This is a genomic window from Lysinibacillus sp. GW821-FHT14F06, from assembly GCF_058803665.1.
On sequence record NZ_JBXAPF010000002.1, the window covers coordinates 187,458 to 204,373 of the forward strand.

At 36.9% G+C, this 16,916-nt stretch carries 11 protein-coding genes, 2 pseudogenes and 1 riboswitch; of the genes and pseudogenes, 2 read left to right on the forward strand and 11 right to left on the reverse strand.

Annotated elements, in window-relative coordinates; translation table 11 throughout:
- Nucleotides 1–123: 123 nt before the first annotated feature.
- The 4 genes and pseudogenes from AC1RNS_RS03165 to AC1RNS_RS03180 form a co-directional block, all read right to left on the reverse strand.
- Nucleotides 124–1,905: pseudogene (locus AC1RNS_RS03165) on the reverse strand (vitamin B12-dependent ribonucleotide reductase); the annotation flags it as partial.
- Nucleotides 1,906–2,132: 227 nt separating this feature from the next.
- Nucleotides 2,133–3,014, reverse strand: coding sequence for an endonuclease domain-containing protein (locus AC1RNS_RS03170; protein ID WP_492990710.1), 882 nt, complete (start codon nucleotides 3,012–3,014; stop codon nucleotides 2,133–2,135).
- Nucleotides 3,015–3,107: 93 nt separating this feature from the next.
- Nucleotides 3,108–3,905, reverse strand: a pseudogene (locus tag AC1RNS_RS03175) (ribonucleotide reductase barrel domain-containing protein); the annotation flags it as partial.
- Between the two features lie 203 nt (nucleotides 3,906–4,108).
- Nucleotides 4,109–4,939 (reverse strand): lipoate--protein ligase family protein, encoded by an 831-nt coding sequence (locus AC1RNS_RS03180; RefSeq protein WP_492990712.1) that lies wholly within the window; start codon nucleotides 4,937–4,939, stop codon nucleotides 4,109–4,111.
- 254 nt (nucleotides 4,940–5,193) lie between these two features.
- Between AC1RNS_RS03180 and AC1RNS_RS03185 the strand changes: the two genes are divergently transcribed.
- Entirely contained in the window at nucleotides 5,194–5,577 is a 384-nt protein-coding gene (locus AC1RNS_RS03185; protein WP_492990713.1) for a rhodanese-like domain-containing protein, read from the forward strand.
- A gap of 191 nt (nucleotides 5,578–5,768) precedes the next feature.
- Here AC1RNS_RS03185 and AC1RNS_RS03190 read toward each other — a convergent pair whose 3' ends face one another.
- A complete protein-coding gene (locus tag AC1RNS_RS03190) occupies nucleotides 5,769–6,683 on the reverse strand; it encodes a tetratricopeptide repeat protein (RefSeq protein ID WP_492990714.1) in 915 nt (304 codons plus the stop codon).
- 718 nt (nucleotides 6,684–7,401) lie between these two features.
- Nucleotides 7,402–7,478: riboswitch (glycine riboswitch) on the forward strand.
- Between the two features lie 158 nt (nucleotides 7,479–7,636).
- Here AC1RNS_RS03190 and AC1RNS_RS03195 point away from each other — a divergent pair.
- Entirely contained in the window at nucleotides 7,637–8,986 is a 1,350-nt protein-coding gene (locus AC1RNS_RS03195; protein ID WP_492990716.1) for an amino acid permease, read from the forward strand.
- 128 nt (nucleotides 8,987–9,114) lie between these two features.
- On the opposite strand, the gene AC1RNS_RS03200 is transcribed toward AC1RNS_RS03195, so the two are convergent.
- From AC1RNS_RS03200 to AC1RNS_RS03225, 6 genes are all read right to left on the reverse strand, one after another.
- Entirely contained in the window at nucleotides 9,115–10,083 is a 969-nt protein-coding gene (locus AC1RNS_RS03200) for a glutaminase (RefSeq protein WP_492990717.1), read from the reverse strand.
- 79 nt (nucleotides 10,084–10,162) lie between these two features.
- Nucleotides 10,163–10,321 carry a hypothetical protein gene (locus AC1RNS_RS03205; protein WP_492990718.1) on the reverse strand — a complete coding sequence of 53 codons (159 nt, stop codon included), beginning with the start codon at nucleotides 10,319–10,321 and terminating at the stop codon, nucleotides 10,163–10,165.
- Between the two features lie 742 nt (nucleotides 10,322–11,063).
- Nucleotides 11,064–13,916 carry a hypothetical protein gene (locus AC1RNS_RS03210; RefSeq protein ID WP_492990720.1) on the reverse strand — a complete coding sequence of 951 codons (2,853 nt, stop codon included), beginning with the start codon at nucleotides 13,914–13,916 and terminating at the stop codon, nucleotides 11,064–11,066.
- 149 nt (nucleotides 13,917–14,065) lie between these two features.
- Nucleotides 14,066–15,601: an SMI1/KNR4 family protein gene (locus tag AC1RNS_RS03215; RefSeq protein WP_492990722.1), complete on the reverse strand. Its 1,536-nt coding sequence runs from the start codon at nucleotides 15,599–15,601 to the stop codon at nucleotides 14,066–14,068.
- Between the two features lie 14 nt (nucleotides 15,602–15,615).
- Complete coding sequence (locus AC1RNS_RS03220; RefSeq protein ID WP_492990724.1) at nucleotides 15,616–16,140, reverse strand: SMI1/KNR4 family protein; 525 nt, start codon at nucleotides 16,138–16,140, stop codon at nucleotides 15,616–15,618.
- A 65-nt stretch (nucleotides 16,141–16,205) separates the two neighbouring features.
- Nucleotides 16,206–16,907 (reverse strand): endonuclease V, encoded by a 702-nt coding sequence (locus tag AC1RNS_RS03225; protein ID WP_492990726.1) that lies wholly within the window; start codon nucleotides 16,905–16,907, stop codon nucleotides 16,206–16,208.
- Nucleotides 16,908–16,916: the final 9 nt, after the last annotated feature.

Genomic DNA, 16,916 nt, shown 5'->3' on the forward strand with positions numbered 1-16,916 from the left:
CCAATTAAAACACCCCTTTGATAATCATATTCAAAGGGGTGAAACGATGTAACTTTATTAAAAACGGTACATCTTTTTTATAACTTTATTTCAAATCTACAACAGCTTGACACTTTTATGATCTTATAGACCACATTTTAACTGTGCGCCACAGTTTGTACATGTATTACAGCCACCCATTTCTTCGACTGTTCCTTTACGACATACTGGACATGTATTCCCTACGTCTGAGCCAATAACTGTTGTAGACTCTAACGCTTGGATTGTATCTACTAATACGACTGGACGTTTTGTATGTTCTTCTACTAATTCTTCTTCAAATGATAGCTGATCCATATCATTTTCTTCAGCTTTTAGCGTAAGCACTTGTGAGTCACGGCTGCCATCCACATAGACCGTACCACCTTTAGCGCCGCCTTTATACAGTCGCTCGTATACTTTTTCTACTTGTTGTACTGTATAGCCTTTTGGTGCGTTTACTGTTTTAGAGATAGATGAATCAATCCATTTTTGAATAATACACTGTACATCAGCATGTGCTTCTGGTTTTAGCTCCATCGCTGTGACAAACCATTCAGGAAGCTCTTGCTCATTTACTTCTGGGTGACGATCTAAATATTCTTTTACAATTTCAGCTTTTACCTCAATGAATTTACCTAGACGACCAGAACGGTAGTAAGTAAATGAGAAGTATGGCTCAAGACCAGTTGCTACCCCTACCATTGTTCCTGTTGAACCAGTTGGCGCAACTGTTAATAAATGCGAGTTGCGGATACCAGTCGCCAAAATTTGCTCCTTGATGTGAGCAGGCATTTTCTGCATAAAGCCTGTCTCTGTGAAGGCTTTACGTAAACGAGCTGTTTCTTCGTCTGTAGCACCTACTAGGAATGGGAAGCTACCACGTTCTTTTGCAAGCTCAGTAGATGCCTCATACGCCGTTTCAGCAATTGTTTTAAAGATTTCATCTACTAGCTCATTACCTGACGCTGAGCCATATTCTTTCTCACAATAAATAAGTAGATCGGCTAAGCCCATAACACCTAAACCAACACGACGCTCACCAAGAGCTTGTACACGGTTTTCCTCTAAGAAGTAAGGTGTTGCATCAATAACATTATCCTGCATACGAACGCCTACACGAACTGTTTCACGTAGTGCTTCATAATCCACAGTTTGATTTTCTTTATTCGCAAACTGCGCTAAATTCACAGCTGCTAAGTTACACACAGAATATGGTGCAAGTGGTTGTTCCCCACATGGGTTTGTCGCTACAACACTTTGACCATATGCCTTCGCATTGGTCATATCGTTTGCGTTGTCGATGAAGAAAATACCTGGCTCTGCAGAGTATGTTGCACATACGTTAATTAAATTCCACAATTCTTTTGCTTTAATTGTGCGGTATGTGCGTACTTTATAGCCCATTTTCTCCCATTCACGAACATCACCAACTTTATGCCATTCCGTGTTGTAAACGTTCATTTCTTCTTTAGAATATTCTTCAACTGCTGGGAAACGAAGCTCGAAGTCAGCATCATTTTCAACAGCTTCCATAAATTCTTTTGTTAATGTAACAGAAATATTTGCACCTGTTAAAAACTCTGGATTATGAACAGTATAGGTACCACCATCACGCAATTTATTTTCCGCGTCACGGATAATTGCTGTATCAAAACCGCCTAATCCCTCGATACTTTTATAATTGACAATGCCTTGGTACATAGCTTCTTCTTGGAAAGAAAGAGGCTTAAAGTTTAATTTTTCTTTTGCTAGTCGAATGATTGTTTCATCCGTTGTATTTTCGATTAGGTATCGTAGAATACGTGGATTTTGCATTTTTGAAATAATAAATTCCACGATATCAGGATGCCAATCTGCCAGCATAATCATTTGTGCCGATTCCTTACGCGGGTTCGCTACACCCACTCTCTATGTCACCATAGAAGTTGAGACCATATCTTACATCTTATTAGATGTCCTCGCACTTCGGAGTGGCTTCACCCCTACTCTACTCACTTCCGCTAACATAGCGTGCTTTCGATGGTCGTTGAACCTTCCCCTTAAAAGAGGCTTGGCTGCTGATTGTCTTTATCCCACTGTTATTTTTAAGCGTTCACGCTTACCGTTTCCAGTTACGTTGTAGCTAACAGTGCATTTAGAATGCGCTTTTTAACATTTTCAAAATCATTTTTTATCTCATCTTCCCAAAAACGGAGTAAAGTGTATCCATTAGCTGCTGCAATTTGATTTTTTTCGATATCCCTGGCTTTTATCCTCTTTTGAACCTTATAAAAGGAGGAATAAAATTTCGGATTGCCATGCCAGAAATCACCATCACATTCAATTAGAATATTTGTCCCTAGTAGTAAAAAATCAAATTGTGCACCTTCAAATATAAAGGAATATTTATAGGGGATTGATTGTTCAACTAAGAAATGCTCTATAGCTCTTTCAATACTAGTTTTTCTAAATGTTTCCCTCTCTATTTGTTTTAATGCAGCTTGACGAATCTTTTCAATTGTTTCTTTACTATAAACCCCTGTCTTACCGCTATTCCATGAAGGAGTTCCATTTATTTTTCTAGTGTTTGCTGTTTTTGAAATGATATTTTTAAAATGAACCTTCTTTTGTTCATCTGGCATTTCATTATGCCACTTTCCTGTATTTTGTGAACGAAGCTTACTCGCACATTCTCTACTACACGTTTTTGTCTGGCGATGTTTTTCATCGAATAGTCTTCCACAAATTACACAAGTTAAAGGCTCACCTTTTCCTCGACAGCTTCTACTACAAAATTTATTGGGAATGCCCCGCCTCAATTTAACCTTTTTATGACATAAAATATATTGGCAAGTCACCATTTCTATAGGATAAAAATAAGATATTAAATAATTATCTAATGTTAAGTTATGCTCATTTTTCAAATGAGACGTAAACCTTCCTTGTTTATTATGATCTATTGTAAAACCACATATTAAACAAGTTTGTGGCTGTTTCGCATCATAAACATCCATAATTCCCACCTCGATTAAAGTGACAATATTTCCGTTAAAGAGTTCCCAGCAATTCACGAGGTTTGTTTACGCAGAAGCACCTAGATTATGCTTACCTCTGCGGCTACCACCTTGTTCGACAAGATGAGTCAGCTTCGCAATATCATCTAACCATGATACAGAGCCAGATGATTTACCATTTACACCACGTGCTAGTGTGTTTCGTGGACGCAATGTCGAACCATTTGTCCCAACACCACCACCGCGGCTCATAATTTCCATTACTTGCTTACGATGATCACTTATTCCTTCACGTGAATCCGCTACAAATGGCATTACATAACAGTTGAAGAAGGTTACATCTGTTTCAGAACCTGCTCCGTAAATAACTCGTCCAGCTGGAATGAATTTTAATGATACTAACTGCTCATAAAACTTCTCGAACCATTCTTGGCGTTTTTCTGGTGATTTCTCAACAGCAGCAAGCCCTGTTGCATTTCGTTTTGCGATTTGTTCATAAAATATTTCAAGAGGCTTTTCTAGCACGTCAATTGAACGCGTAATCACACCTGTTTCTTGCTCTTTTGGATTATCTAAAGCGCTACGATAGTCTTCCTCAATCAAAATATCTGCTGTTTTTGTAGCCATGTCCAACTTCTGAATTGTCCCTAAACCACGTGCAGGAAATTTTGGATCTGCCTTCACTGTTAATACGACGAAATCACCAGCTTTAAGTGTTTTCTTTTCCGTATCCTTAAACGAGTAGCGATCAATCATGACAAGCCTTGATACGCCTTTATGCGTAATATGCATATCAGGTGTTACAGGGTGAACCTGTGGAAATAGCTCGATATCTTTGTTTAACTGTTCAATTTGTTTGTTTACTTCGGGTTGATGATTTGTGAGTACCATCGTTTTGCCTCCCTTATTTTCTGCCTTACACATAATAAATACACAATATCATGTGTCGTTAAACACTACATATTGTGTATATGTCTTAAAAAAAGATACTATATATAGTTTTTTAATTCAACTCTTGCAATTTCGAATAGAATCAGAACTGCTTGGCATCACAAGGTTTGAACGATAAAAAAATATTTTTCTTATACCATTTTTTACTTTTTGAAGTTCCAATCGTCACACGCATATTTTTTTTCTTCTAGTGCATGTACATATTCTAATTGCTCCTCAGAAAGTGTAAATGGTTTTAAATCAATTTGCAACGATTTTGCAAAACCATCTCTAAAAGCTGTCACACATTGTTCAATAGTCACTGGTTCTTTAACAAGGTTATTGATAGCAACCGCTTTCTCTGGCATCTTTCTACGCATACGGTCCTTCGCCTCTTCACTTGAAAAATTGAAGACAGACAATAATTTTTCTTGATCTAAATCAAGTAAAATAGCTCCGTGCTGTAAAATAACACCTTTTTGACGAGTTTGTGCACTACCTGCTACTTTTTTACCTTCTACAACAAGCTCATACCAGCTTGGCGCATCAAAGCAAACTGCGCTTTTTGGTTTCTTTAAGTCTGCTCTTTGTTCTTCTGTATCAGGTACACTAAAATAAGCATCCATACCTAGATTATGGAAACCTTGCAGTATGCCTTCACTTAACACTCTATATGCCTCTGTCACTGATTCAGGCATATCCGGGTAGCTTTCAGTAACGATGACGCTATATGTCAACTCATGCTCATGTAAAACGGCTCTGCCCCCTGTTGGACGACGAACAAAGCCAAGTCCTTGCTGCTGCACTGCCTCTATATTAATATCTCGCTTTGCTTGTTGAAAATAACCAATGGACAGAGTTGCTGGCTCCCACTCATAAAACCGAATAACGGGAGGAATCAATCCCTCACTATGCCAATCAAGCAATGCCTCGTCCAATGCCATATTAAAAGAAGGACTACATTTTCCTGAATTTAGAAAATACCAAGTTGTCATATCTTCATCTCCTACAACTATTTAATTAATCTTAGCGAAAGTGCATCAATATATGACATAATATTCAATGTCGAATTATCATAAATAGTGACACTCATTTAGCTCTGTAGCTTTGATTAACTATCATCAACGAATACCATTGCATATAGTTATCTTAATTCTAGCCACAATCTAGTTAATTTTATCAAACTCATTGGACTATCGCTAGCGCATCTTTTATAATAATAAAGAAGATAGAAAGGGGTAAGAAAATCTTGGACATACTTATCACAATCGGTGTTGTTTTAGTAGTCCTAATTGCATATATCGGAATAAATGCAATGCGACTAAAAAAAGCAGTGACAAACCTAACACAAGAACAATTTATTGAAGGCTATCGTAAAGCTCAGCTTATCGACGTACGAGAGCAGAAAGAATTTGATGCTGGCCATATCCTTGGTGCTCGTAATGTTCCTTCAACTACACTACGTCAACGTTATAAAGAAATTCGCCCAGATTTACCAGTATATTTATACTGCCAAAATACAGGCCGTAGCTCACGTGCTGCATTGTTTCTTAAAAAGCGTGGCTACAACCAAATTTATCAGCTTCAAGGTGGCTTCCGTACTTGGACAGGTAAAATAAAAACAAAAAAATAAGCATGTAGCAGATTCGATAAGGCGCAAATAATAATTGACATCTTTCTTTCTCAATCGAGAAGTAGATTTAAATATATTTACCTAATCCGCCTCGTTTCGACAAAAAGAAACCATCCCAAATAACTATGAGATGGTTTCCTTTTTACAAAAAATTCAGAGTTTCTACTATTATTATATCTATTTACATATAATTACTCACATATTTCTTGCTCACCAAATCTTTGATCATGCATGGGACAGAAAAAGGTAAAGCAACGAGATGCAATATACAGCTCATCATCATTCGAGATGCTAGCCTGCAAATGAGCATTTCTCACTCGCTCCATATCCGCCCGCAACCTCAGCTCCTCTTCCTCCATTTCCTCGCTTGTCATTTCATATTCCTCAGCATCCTCTGGTAATTTCATTAATTCTGTTGTTAATGTTCCCAGAAAAGCAGTGCGAATATCTCTTATTTGCTTTTCATGTCCAAGCTGATGGAGTGCCCATAAATAATTTGAAATCCAATAAGCTGTATGTGCGTAATGCTGATAGCCTTTTGCATACCATTCAGAAGCCTCTTGATAGTTACCCAGGCTTGCATACAACTCCCCTAACTCGACTTCCCCAATAAAGCGTTCCTGATCCTGCTTAATAACATCAATCCATTTATAAGCACTATCAGTATCTCCAGCCAACACAAAACATTCAACAGCCCTCATCAGCGCGTAATCCTCTGTTTGATAGGATTGGATAAAATATGTAGCCGCTTCGTTGAACTTTTGTTGATGTTTATAAATACATGCTAAATTATTAGCGACAACAGGGGACTCAAATAAAGTGTAGGCTTGCTCTAGCCATCGCTGTGCACTATCTAAGTCCCCAAGACGCATCGTCAATTCGCCAACTAATGCATAAGGATAATAAGTTTTAGGCTCCATAGCAACAGCCTGCTTGGCATAGTATAATGCTTCCTCATAATCATCTCTTTCCTTCAATAAATCGGCTAAATTATGTAGGGCTATGATATTTTTTTCTTCAGCCAGCACATCTAATAGCATAAGTTTAACTGTCTCGTACTCGCCCTCCTTCGCCAATATTTCGGCAGCCTTCTTTATTCGCTCCATATACTCACCTCATAAACAGATTATTATAAATTAAGAAATTGCACCAGATTATTGAATGTCTTACTCCTTTATTGATAGGTTGGAGCCTATTCTTGATCACTCTTCTCGCCTGATTGATCGGTTGGGCTCTCTTTTTGATCACTCTTCTCGCTTAATTGATCAGTTGGGACCTCTTTTTGATCACTCTTCTCGCTTGATTGATCGGTTGGACCCTCTTTTTGATCACTCTTCTCGCTTGATTGATCGGTTGGACACTCTTTTTGATCACCCTTCTCGCCTGATTGATCGGTTGGACTCTCTTTTTGATCACCCTTCCGCTTAATTGATCAGTTGGAACCTCTTTTTGATCACTCTTATCGCTTGATTGATCAGTTGGAACCTCTTTTTGATCACTCTTATCGCTTGATTGATCAGTTGGAACCTCTATTTAATCACTCTCCCCTTTATTTTAAGCGTTTCGAACTGCCTATTTAATCACTCACTTCCATTATTAATCGACCCACGTAATATTTCTTCAAAAATTATGAAAACAATTGTATGTCTAAAAATACTATTTTTTATAATATATTTTCCTATCTAAATCGCATTCTTCTATTTTTCTGAAAATAGCTAAAATTTGTACTTGAATAATGATGCAACCATTGATAGGATGTATAATATCTTAAAATAATGTCATCACGACAATATAAGCTATGAATGCTATGGATCAAACTATAGCAGGAGCAGTTCTGGAGAGAGCGCAATTTGCGTCGCCGAAGGGTTCACTATCTCAGGCAAAAGGACAGAGGAGTAATATCAACTTTCATCATGAAAGATATACCAGCCGAATGTTTACCTTATCGTTAACATCCAAAAAATGGTATTTGTTATTCTGACGTTTATGAGACTAGTGTCATGACTAGTCTTTTTTTATTTTCCAGTCATAATTTTATACATCTTTGAGGGGGATTAACGTGGAACAACAGCAATTAAAACGAGATTTAAAAAATCGGCATGTGCAGCTTATTGCCATTGGCGGGACAATTGGTACAGGGTTATTTTTAGGTTCTGGGAAAGCCATTGCACTCGCTGGACCTGCCATTATCTTTGCCTATTTAATTGTCGGCATCGCTCTATTTTTTGTGATGCGTGCATTAGGTGAACTATTATTATCAAAAGCTGGCTACACATCATTTACTGATTTTGCAACAGAATATATAGGACCCTGGGCAGGCTTTGTCACTGGGTGGACATATTGGTTTTGCTGGATTATGACAGCCATGGCAGACATTATTGCTGTCGGTGTTTATACGAAATATTGGTTTGATATACCACAATGGATACCAGCGATAGGCTGCTTAGTTCTGCTATTAATCTTAAATTTATTAACAGTAAAATTATTTGGGGAATTAGAGTTTTGGTTTGCCCTCATCAAAGTCATCACTATTGTTGCACTCATTATTATTGGAATCATCATGTTATTTACAGGCTTTCAAACAAGCTCAGGCACTGTGTCAGTGGAAAACCTTTGGGCGCATGGTGGAATGTTCCCGAACGGGGTATATGGTTTCTTAATGGCATTCCAAATGGTTGTTTTCGCTTTTGTTGGTGTTGAATTAGTTGGCGTGTCAGCTGCCGAAACAGCTGATCCTAAGAAAAATATTCCTTCAGCCATCAACAAAATCCCATTACGTATTTTACTATTTTACGTAGGGGCATTATTTGTCATCCTATGTATTAACCCTTGGTATGAGATGTCTGCCGCAAGCAGTCCTTTCGTTCAAGTATTTACGTTAGCTGGTATTCCTATTGCAGCAGGTATTATTAATTTTGTTGTGTTGACATCAGCTGCGTCTGCGGGAAATAGTGGTTTATTCTCTACAAGCCGCATGCTTTATAATCTGGGCAGCAATAAACAAGCTTCAGCATCCTTTGCCAAGCTGAACAAAAATAGCGTACCAAGTAACGCGCTTATCGTGTCGGCCATTGTAGTATCCGTTGGTGCCTTATTAAGTAAATTAATGCCTGAAAATGCCTTTAGCGTTGTAACAACTATTAGTGCTATTTGTTTTATTTGGGTATGGAGTATTATATTAATCTCCCATATCATTTATAAACGAAAGAATCGTGCACTTCATGAGGCATCTAATTTCAAGGCACCTTTCACTCCGTTTGTGAACTATTTAGTACTTGCCTTTTTCGCATTTTTATTAGTAGTTATGTTTATTTCTGAGGCCACACGTACAGCCTTACTGCTAACACCTATTTGGTTTCTATTACTCATATTCATCTATAAAATGAAAAGAACTAAACCGATACGCTAAGATGAACTGCCCTGGTTAGTTAACAAAAGTAATCCTATCCAGGGCTTCTTTTAAAGCTATTTCCAAATACCATAAACAAAAAATGGAACTAGCTGAAGTTATTTACATATAACGACATTTGTATGGCTTTAAAATATATTCATATTCCATTCAGTTGCAAGTTGCTTCAATAGTTTTACTCCTGCCACACTATTGCCGATTGGATCAATCGCTGGTCCATAAATGCCAATACCACAGCCATCAGGAAACGGTGAATTCATGCTGGCATGACTAGGTACAGCTGCCAGAATTGCGCCAGAAACACCACTTTTAGCAGGTAGCCCGATAAATGCAGCAAATTTTCCAGATGCATTATACATACCGCAAGTAACCATCAAGGCTTTTGCTAATTTCGCGACCTGCTTTGGAAAAAGCTGTGTTTTTAATTGAGGATGGTAGCCATCATTGGCAATCACTAATCCAATCATCGCTAAATCTGACACATTTACTTCAATGGCGCATTGTTTTAAATATACCTCTAATGCCTCCTCGACAGAGCAATCTAAAAAACCAGAATCCATTAAATAATATGCTAAAGATCGATTTCGATTAGCTGTTTGCCATTCAGATCGAAAAACCACATCATTCACCTTTAACCTTTTACCAACCATTTGCTCTAAAAAACAAAGGATTTTCCCCATTTTCTCCTGTGGTGAATTTCCAGTAAGCATAGAGGATACCGTTATAGCCCCTGCATTAATCATGGGATTAAAAGGCTTCCCTGGATGATGGCTTTCTAAGCGAATAATAGAATTGAAGGTATCACCTGTTGGTTCAACATCTACTCGTTCCAAAACATAGGGTAATCCGCGATCCATACACGCTAAAATAAATGTAACTACTTTTGACACACTTTGAAGGGTAAATAGTTCAGCAGTGTCCCCCGCCTTCATTTCTTTATGGGATGGTCCAACAATCGAAATAGCTAATTGAAGTGGATCTTTTTCGGCAAGTGCTGGAATATAGTTTGCGCAATGTCCATTTTTCGCAAAGGGACGAAACTCCTCGACCCAGCTAGAGACAAGCTGTTGATGTAAATTTGTATGTTCAGTTACCATGATATATGCTCCTCTCATATTTTTGAAAAAACAGAGCCTTCATAGTTCACCTATGAAGGCTCTATCCAAATTTATACTATTATTCTAACGCTTTTAAGGATGCAAAAGTCTCTCCATCCAGACGTTCTTCCCATTCCTTTTTAGCCTCTTCAATCAGTACTGGATTGTGAATACAAGCAATTGCAGTGGAAGCCATATTTTTTGCAGCCTGCAACATTTCCTTATGTGCAATTGGCATAATGCCATGTGAGACAAAACTGCCACGTATAAATCGGTGTCCCTAATGCCATACATCCCATTGTACACTGAACAGTTGGAACATTCTATCTGACATCTGTAGATCCGCCCATGATAAATTCTGGTAAGAGACTATACAACATTTGGGGATGTTCTTCTTGAATTTGTAATGTCGTAATGCACGCACGCCTTTGGAATAATACGCTCGTGTAAATAGTTTACCCCAACATTCATAAGTTCAACAGCAATGCACTTCTTCTTAAATGTGGTGCCGCTACTGCGTGTGCGCTTATTCTGTAAACTTAAAAGTAGCTGCGTAGTTTCTCAAGTCATGACCGTTGAAAATATTCCATGAAGCCATATATTACAATATCAACATTTCAAAAAGACCTGCATTCGAGATAAAAGCTTTACCTGAACCATTTTCCTCAGCAGGGCATTGCCTCCGAAAAAGCCAAAAGCCTACATCTTGAATATGACTCTTCATAATAGCTTTCATTCAGTGAGGATACCATAAATCTAAGGAATAAACGCCATGTCCTGCTCAATTTCAGATGCTAATTCGATAGTTTTTGCCACGGTTTTAATTGGTTCAACAACACCAATTTTAAACAGCATAAGCTCCTAAAATTTATCACTTATGACAAATATAGTAGCGAATATGATAGGCTTTTCTCTACAAACAAACCTCGAATAATAAACATATTCGAGGTTTGTTTTACACAATATTGAATTAAGGAATCTTACACATCACTGCTATACAAATTGTTATATAGAATTTCTAGTTTTTTCGAGAGCTTACCGTAGGCTGTTTGCCAAGTTTTGCGTGCTTCTTCTTTTCCTTCACCAGCAGGAACATAAAGTGCATGAATCTCCGCTACCTTTTTCAGGTCGCTTTCTGCTTGAGTTAGCTTCGAATAATTTTTCACAACTTTTTTCTCAGAGGCACTAAGGGCATCATATTGCGCACGGATTTCTTTTACCTTCGTCTCCAAATCAGCTATATACTCACCATTTTCAAGCAATCCATTAATCGTTTCAATTAAATTTAAAGCTGTATCATTAGATTGCTGCTGTCCCTTTTCTTTATCTAGAATAGCTTGTCTAACGACAGGGCTAACTAAACTCATTTGTTTTGCAGTAAGTTTCGCATAAGCTTTTATAACAGTTGTCGGATTGCTATTAAATGATTTTTCATACTGCTTCATGAAGGAATCTACTTTCTTCACATCAGAAACTGCAGTAGTTAAAATCGAGGAATTGGTAATACGCTTTTTATCACTAGAACTTAGCTTATTATATTGGGCTGAAAGTTCATTAATTCTATCGATTGAAACGGTATACATATCATTCGTAACAATTGTTGCAATTTCACTATTTAGCTTGGAGATATCAGGCGCGTTGCCATCTGGTATACGATTATTCAGTAAATCATCATATTGTTGCTTTGCTAAGTGCTGCTGATTTGCAGGCAGCTTTGCATATGCTGTTTCAACTGTTTGGATTTTTTTAGCCTGCTTGGTAGCATCCGTTTCCTCTCTAGCTGTTTGCACCTTTTTATGGAAAGATTTCACACCAGACAAATCCTTACTAGCGGCTGTTAATAAATAATAGTTAGTTACATATTTACGTGCAGTAGAAGATAAATTTTTATAGGTTGCTGTTGCAGCATTTACAGCTGTTTCAAATTGTGTAAATGTATATTTTGAAACATCAGCAAGCTTTGCAATATCACCCTTTAACGCTTCGGCTGCAGCCTTATCAGCAGGTTCCTTACCACCTGTGTCAACTGTAACCTTAGGTGTATTCAATAAAAAATCGTCAGCATTATATACAAGTGATTGTTGAAGACTTGTTAATTTATTATAGGCTTTCAAAATACTAGTATAATTTGAATTTAGTTTACTTTCCGCTACACCAGTAGTTTGACTAAGCTTCTTATAAGCATCCATATCCTTAATTACTTTTTCAGCTGCCTTAAAGTCCTTCTGGAGGATTAGGATATCCTCATACCCAATAATTTTAGCAGCAGAATTTTTCGTTAAGCCCTTATATTCATTAATAATGCGATTTATATTGTTAACATGACTCTGCCAAGAATGGACAGAAGGATCAATCGGATAGCTATCGATAGCACCATATACATAACCAGCTATATCTATATTCAGCTTTTGGATTTGATTATCTTCTGCGTCTTCAGCTTCAAGTAAAATTGTCACATAATTGGTTGGCACTAATTGTAATTGTTTAAATGTTAGCTTTTCATAGGCGGATCGAATGGATTTCGCAACAGTTACCTGCTTGTTAGGCGTATTATTTTGTGATAATTTCTCAAAGGATTTGATAAATTGCTCAATCTTTTTTATATCGGACTTCGCATCATTTAAAATAGCTTGATTTTGCACTGTAGAGCGGTAATTTTGCTTTAGTTTGGCTATATCCTTTTCGATTGCCTCTACAGCCGTTTGTAAAGCTTCTTTACTTGCAGGAACATATTTAACAAGAGCATTTTCGTATTTTAATAAGCCTACAATGGCTTGATTTAATCTTCTTACCTCATTAATTTGCTCGATATCAGATGGATCTTTTAGAAGGCTTTTAATGCTAGTATATAAACTATCATTAACATCCAAGCTTCGCTGTAGTAAATCCAGCTTATCGTAAGACTCCTCGATCTCTTTTAAATACTTCTGCAAATCCTTCTCACTAACTTCTTTTACTTTATCTACTTTCTCAGCAAGTTTACTAATTAATTCCACATCAGCAACAGCTCTCTTTAAAACATCGTAATTTGTCACATTTGCCTTCGCAGGAGCTGTTAATGCCTGATACTTAGCGTCCATCGCTGTTACTTCACCCTTAAATAATTCCAGGCTTGAAACATTGTATTGATGGTCATTTTTGAGCAATGTTTTAATTTCAGTAATCATTGAATTTGTCGGTTCATTTGATACTGTGATGACATCAGAAAAATCTGATTCTACAATCGCGGGACCAACTTTTGCTCTTACCTTAACCATAATGTCTTGCATGTTTTTTTCTATAGCATCTTTCGGAATTGTATATGTGCCGCTAGTAGCCCCGTCAATGATAGTGAAGGACTCACCAACTTTATAAAACCATTGATAGCTATATGTAATTTGACTACTTTGTAATTTGGCACCTGCACCATCCGTCACTTCGGCTGTGGCCTTTAACACTTCCCCAGGAACAACATATTTAGAAGAAACTGCAAATGTTGGCTTTGCAATTGCCAGTTGCAGTGTATTTATTGTTAGTGGTGCACTTTTATATTTACTATCGTTCGTTGTAATGGCTTCTACAAATATTGTTTTTCCAGCTGCGTCTACTGGTACTGTAAAAGATGCAGCAGTTGCACCAGAGATTGGTTTATTTGTATTGGCATTTTCAACATAATACCATTGGTAACCTTTCACGATTGAATTGGCTGGTAAATTCTCAATAGAAGCCTTTAACACACCATTTACCATATTTTGTCCTAACACTGTCACTGTTGCTTCCTCTGCACCTGCCACTGTTGGTACAATAAGAGCTGCTGGAATAGCGGCTACTGTGAAAAATAATTTTTTATTCAATTTTTTTACCTCCTCTATCCATCTATTCAATTATATCGGTCATAATTTTGGAATTTCCTTCGTTTTACGGAATATTTCTAAAAAGTGTATTTTCTCCTATTTTCAAATACAAAATAATATTTTTATGATTTTTACGCTACTAATGACTTTTAGACTCTATGAGTATCTAAATACTGATGCCAGACTTTCTGCTCCTCAGCCGTCATTCCACCTACAATAGTAGAAAAGTCAATGGCCTGATGAAAAAGGTCTTTTAAGTAATAAAATTGCTCGAATGATCCTGTAAATTTTTTAAGCGAGGAAGATTTTGCAATAACCTCAAGATTCTCAATTGTTGACCCTTCTAATTTTAAGCTTTTTAAATTTTTTAGTGCTCCAATTACTGTACCATCCTCAAGTACAGCATTCTTTAAAATGATTTCTCGCAGCTGATGATTGGATGAAAAACAATCTAGATTTTTCAAATAACACTTTTCAAATGTTATTATTTGCAAATTATTCAGGTGCGCTAACTGCAATAAATCCTCCTCTTCGATATTTTCCAGCTGATGAATGTCTAATTGTTTTAAAGTCTTAATTTGAGCGATTTGTTTTAATTGTTCTTTATTTACAATTGAAACGGATAAGGATTCAAGTGCCTGGCATTGTTGAAGGATTGAAAAATCGTAAATATCTGTTTGATCCATTTCCAGATTTTTCAATCGTGGCATACTGGCTAATGGGGCTATATCGAAAACCTTTGTATAATTAATATTTAATTCTTGCAAATGCTCCAGGTTCGCTAATGGCGTTAAATCACTTAACGGATTCTTAATTAAATAGAGTTTCTTTAGAGAAAGCATGTTATTTAAAGGAGTTATATCAGTCAATTGATTGCTAGTTAAAATTAATTCTTTTACTTCTGTACAAAATTGTAGCGGTTTAATATGCGTGAGTTTTTTCCCAATTAAGTAAAGCTGCTTACTTTTAATAAAATTCTCTGGATTAGAATAATCCTCTTGTATGATTTCTTTCCATAGAGAATCTAAATCTTGCGTCCATTTACTAGTGTCCGCTTTGGAAATATGAGATATAGGTTTTAGAACAGGCAATTCAAGGCTTTTCAGTGCATCTAAAAAATGGGTGCTGTCATTATAATTCCAGTAGAGATAGTCTTCCTCTTGTTCAATTTGATAATTCCCCTGTAAAATGGTTTCAGTGATAAATTCTAGAAAATCCGATAATTGAGTAGCTATGACATATTTTACTTCCTCATCACGCCCAAAATTAATGACCTGACCTATTCGCCCTTTTTCATCTGGATCGACATCGATGCCAATATTATTACCGCCAAAATCTTTACTAATAGGTATCCATGAACGATTAATATACCTTTCTTTTATGTATCCAGTTGGGACTGAATAAGAACTCCCCTCCATTGCAAACTCCTCTTCTAACTGCTCCCATACATGCCATTCCTGCAAAACATCATTTAATGATAAAAACGGCAATCCAAAGAACAAACCGGGTCCGTCTTCAGTCTCTCCATTATGCATTAGATAGAGCGCTCTTATATCATCAGGAAATTTTATAGCCATCTCCTTTTCAACCTTCTGTATCTCTTCCTCTGAGGCTGGGGGATTTAAAAAAGGCGAAAATAGTTGGTCTAAATGAATCTTTAATTTTTCCATTGTCAGCTTAATCATAGTCGTTTACCTCCCTATTCAAAACTCGAATCATTTTCTTCGTGTAAACATTTTTCTAGAAATTCAAAAAGACTCTTTGCATCGGTTGTTCGGCTTCCCCAATCATGCCAAAAATACAACACCTGTCCCACCACTCCTTCTTCTGTTGGATCAGTATCAAGACAAAGATAATCGCCTCCACCATTTTCTGCAATAGGTATCCATTTTTCATGCCAAAGCAATGGTTGAACCCCAACACCATACTCTATATCTGGAAGCAGATCATCTGGGTCAAATTCCTCCTGTAGGAACATCCAATTATCAATAATTTCCGCAATAGGAGAAAGTGTTAAATTTCTAACAAAAGGCTCTATCCCTAAATCCCATACTTGTCCATTATAAATGCTATAAAAACTTTTCATTTCCTGTGGAAGTGTAACACCTAAAGTATTTTCAATTAGCTGAAATTCTTCAGCTGTCGCGCCAGGTTGAAGATTCAATGCATCCTTGCCTTTTTTTTCAATGATACATTTCCATAAATTATTCGCTTGAGTATTCAATTTAGATTCCCCTCATACTACATTCTAAAAAAGTGAATTCGCATCTCTTAGATATATCGACATGTTTACACATCATCTTGATGCAATTTCCTTGCCTGATGAGTGGCTAAATCTGCATATCTTACAGGGATTGGTAGACGGCTATCTTTATCAATAAAATGCATCGTTATGTTCGTGGCTGTGTCTAAATCAATCCAGTTTCCACACGACACAAATATAGGCTTAACATCCTTTCTACTTCTAAGCGCACGCCCATATACCTCTCCATCAATTTCGATATTAGTAAACGCTCCCCCAATATTGTTAGGCATCGTGAAATCTATATTTTCAATTTTGTAGTATGTCTTCGCTATGCCAATTGTTGGTTTCTTTAAGTAGAAGGCAGCATGTGTGGCAATTCCCATATGACGCTTATGTAAATAACCATTGCCATCAAACATATACAGGCTTGGATGAGTTTTCAGCTTTTTCACAGCTTCTAAAATAAGAGGCAGTTCGCGAAAAGCCAAGAACCCAGAAATATAAGGAACGGTAATTTCATTTATGTACGCAACCTGCTCTATCAATTTTTTTGAACTAAAATCAAAAACTTGTATACAGCAAACACCATATTCTTTATTATTTTTATGCCAATAGGCAATATCTACGCCAGCAACAAGGCTAATTTGATTTACTAAGAAATTATTTTGTAGAGAAATTCGCTCCTTTAAATCATTTTGTTGTGAGGTAAAGTCTAGTATCATTTCTTCTTTTTCCAAGACTAACATCTCCTTTCT